Origin of the sequence: Deinococcus sp. (genome assembly GCF_025362455.1) — a bacterium.
Lineage (GTDB): Bacteria > Deinococcota > Deinococci > Deinococcales > Deinococcaceae > Deinococcus.
The window spans coordinates 1-2,359 of record NZ_JANYGJ010000025.1 but is presented as its reverse complement, the minus strand read 5'-3'; the positions used below and the strand labels follow the sequence as shown (position 1 = coordinate 2,359).

General features: G+C 62.7%; 3 protein-coding genes. All 3 read right to left on the bottom strand.

What is annotated here, in order from left to right; translation table 11 throughout:
* Positions 1 to 153: 153 nt before the first annotated feature.
* Entirely contained in the window at positions 154 to 987 is an 834-nt protein-coding gene (locus Q0R23_RS01585) for a hypothetical protein (RefSeq protein WP_293909649.1), read from the bottom strand.
* Between the two features lie 32 nt (positions 988 to 1,019).
* Positions 1,020 to 1,673: a hypothetical protein gene (locus Q0R23_RS01580; protein ID WP_293909647.1), complete on the bottom strand. Its 654-nt coding sequence runs from the start codon at positions 1,671 to 1,673 to the stop codon at positions 1,020 to 1,022.
* Positions 1,639 to 2,359, bottom strand: a 721-nt coding sequence (locus tag Q0R23_RS01575) for an MBL fold metallo-hydrolase RNA specificity domain-containing protein (protein ID WP_293909645.1), incomplete at its 5' end; no start/stop codon positions are given. The genes Q0R23_RS01580 and Q0R23_RS01575, both read right to left, overlap by 35 nt.

Below are 2,359 nucleotides of genomic sequence, written 5' to 3'. Positions count from 1 at the left end.
GTGGACTTTGACCATCTGGCCCTTCTGCGCCTGGGCGCCGGTGCCCTCGTGATACTTCTCGACTTTGAGTTCTGCGTTTTGAGTCATGGGATGAGAGTAACAAACCTGGGCGGGGCGGGTGGGGAACGCTCAGCGGCGGGTAAAGGTACGGCGTCAGAATGAGAATGATGCGCTCGACGAAGCGTGACCCGAATCGCCCGACGGCTCGCCCACCGTCATGATGCTGGCCTGATAAGTTGGCCCGGCTTTGCTCAGGCTGATGAAGGCCAGGTTGCCCGCGCTGTTCGTCCAGCACGCTGCGGCAGCTTCCAAAGATTCGCCCCGCGTGAGGGGAAGCCAGCCCTGAGCCGTCAGTTGCTGCCCAAAATGATCCAGCAGTTCGGCGGCGCTGAGCGTGCATTCGATGGTGGCGCTCGACGACCAGTGATTGCCGCCGTGCCCGCCCCCGCCCGGTTGCAGGGTCGCCCCGGCAGGCACGCGCACGTTGAGAACCAGCATTCCCTGGTAATGATCGGAGTGCATCCGCATGCGCTCACGGGCATCATCGTCTTGAGCGTTGAGGTCGAGCGTAACCTGAGTAACTTCTCCGACCTCGGCAGCTTGCACGTTCAGTGACAGCTTGAGCCGTGTGCTGTAGAGATTGAGTCCATCCTGTGCCTCGGCGGGCAGAAAGCCCCGCTGCATATGGGGCCACTCGAAGCGCTCCCACTCGCCTGCCAGCTCAACTCGCAACTGGCTTATAAATTCTGGCACGCTCAGCGGCGAGTCGAGGAGCACACGGGTATGGTCGCGGATGTACATGCCCTGGGCGCCCCTGGGCACGGGCGGGGCCTTTTGCTCGTTGGCGCCTATCAAACGGATGTTTTCGGGCAGCTTGATCGGAAAGTCAGGCGGCAGTTCACCTACATACAGCTTCTCTTCGACACGACTCCCACCAGAGTTGTTCGTCAACAGACGGTACAGAAATTCGCGCTCAAGGTCAGGCATATTCAGATGTTAGATCGCCGAGCTGAGAACGCTCATCGGTTCACCCAGCGCGGGAGCGGCGTCCCCGGAAACGCCTCCTCGAAGCGGCGCATAAACGAGGCCGGAAAGTCGAGCGGCGGCGTGTATTCCAGCAGAAAAAAGCGCTGCCAGCCGTAAAGGCCCAGGCATTCAAAGGCGGCGCGGGTGTAATCGGGGAGGCTGGTCGTCATCTGATGGCGCTCGCCTTCCCCGGTGCCCAGGTAAAACAGGCGATACGTTCCGTCTTGATGAAAGGCGATTCGGACCTCATTGCCTTCCCAGATCCAGTCGAAGCGTCGGTCTTCGGTCATCAGCAGACAACTGCTATCCCGAAGCTCCTCATCCGTGCAAATGATCAGGTCGAGCCACTCGATTCTGAGGGTGCCAGTCAATGGCTGACCTGGCGCTTCCAGCGACCACTGAAGATGAGTGCTGGCGGCGGCGCCGAACACTGCTCTGATGTCCGAATGAAGAGGGTAAGGGGAGCCGAGCCGCTGACGCAGTTCGTCCTCGATCTCGGCAAATTCCTCGTTCGTCCGGCCCGGATATGACCTGAACTCAAGCCGACAGCCTTTGCGCTGCCGCAACACCTCTACATCTGCCTCGAAGCGCTCGAAAGCCCCGTTCACCCTGCTACTCGTCCCGCACGCCGCCGCGCTCGTCCCCATCTACTTCGCCGGGCGGGCGGCCCCCTGGAAAGTGGGTCGTCTCCAGGTTGACCTCGCCGGTTTTCGGCACCCGGTCGGCCACGCGGCCCTGTTCCTCCAGCACCGGCACGAAGGCGTTCATCACATCGGGCTCGCCGTGGACCAGCCAGACGTGGGCCTTGCCGGTGGCGCCCAGCCAGGCCAGCAGGTCGTCCTGATCGGCGTGGGCCGAGAAGCCGCCGATGGTGTGTACGTGCGCCCGCACCGCCACGTCCTCGCCCAGCAGATGCACGTACTCGGCGCCGCCAACGATTCGCCCGCCCAGGCTGCTGGGCGACTGGTAGCTGACGATCACCAGGCTGGTACTCGGCTTCCAGAGCTGGTGCTTGAGGTGATGCTGAATGCGCCCGCCCGACATCATGCCGTTGCCCGCGATGATGATGGCCGGGCCGTCGTAGCGGTTGATGCGCTGCGACTCGGCGCTGCTGACCACCACATGCAGCGTGGACGGCTTGAAGGGGTCTTCACCGCTGCGAAGCGCCTCGCGCACGGGGGGGATGAGCTCGTCGCCGAATTCGAAGTACTCGTGGGTGGCCCGCGCCGCCATCGGGGAATCGAGGAAAATCGGCACGCGGGGCACCTCTCCGGCGTCCATCATGGTTTTGAGGTAGTACAGGATGGCCTGTGCCCGTTCGATGGCAAAACTG

Coding starts and splice junctions, on each gene's coding strand:
- Q0R23_RS01585 (WP_293909649.1), bottom strand. CDS start 987: ATGCCTGACCTTGAGCGCGAATTTCTGTACCGTCTGTTGACGAACAAC.
- Q0R23_RS01580 (WP_293909647.1), bottom strand. CDS start 1,673: ATGGGGACGAGCGCGGCGGCGTGCGGGACGAGTAGCAGGGTGAACGGG.